We start from the raw sequence: 489 nt of genomic DNA, 5'->3' as shown, positions 1-489 counted from the left end.
GGAGGGTACCCTGCGGAGCAGGGGGGAAGGGAAACGGCGGCGGCTTCACAACACCGCATCGAGCCGCTCCATCAGCGGGGCGTAGGCCTCCGGGCCGGCCTCGACGTCGAGGCGCAGGCCCGCGATGCCGCGGCGGGCGTAGTCGGCCAGGCGCTCGTCGGCGGCGAGGCGCGCGGGCGCCGGCTCGCGGGCGGGCTGGCGTGCGGATTGGCGGGCGGACTGGACAGTGCCGCGGCGGCCGTCGGGCAGGGCGAAGGGGTAGAAGCCCGGCGGCCGGGACCGCTCGAAGGCGTCGCTCACCAGGATCAGGCGGATCGACAGGCTCTCGGCGAGCAGCGTCAGCAGGCGGTCGAAGTCGGGGCCGGGGCTGTCGAGCGCCGAAGCGAGGACGAGGTGGCCGCCGGACGGCAGCAGGCTGCGGGCCAGCGTCAGCAGCGCGTCGAGCGGCGGGTCGGCGGCGGCGGGTTGCGCGAGGGCGCGGGCGTGGGC

At 77.5% G+C, this 489-nt stretch carries 1 pseudogene; it reads right to left on the bottom strand.

The annotated features are described in order from the left end of the window. Positions 1-45 precede the first annotated feature (45 nt). Positions 46-489 (bottom strand): annotated as a pseudogene (locus FV227_RS28730) (DUF58 domain-containing protein); the annotation flags it as partial.

It is taken from the genome of Methylobacterium sp. WL119 (assembly GCF_008039875.1).
In the GTDB taxonomy this organism is placed as follows: Bacteria; Pseudomonadota; Alphaproteobacteria; order Rhizobiales; family Beijerinckiaceae; genus Methylobacterium.
Note: the sequence above shows the minus strand (reverse complement) of the source record. Positions and strands in the feature narration are given on the sequence as shown.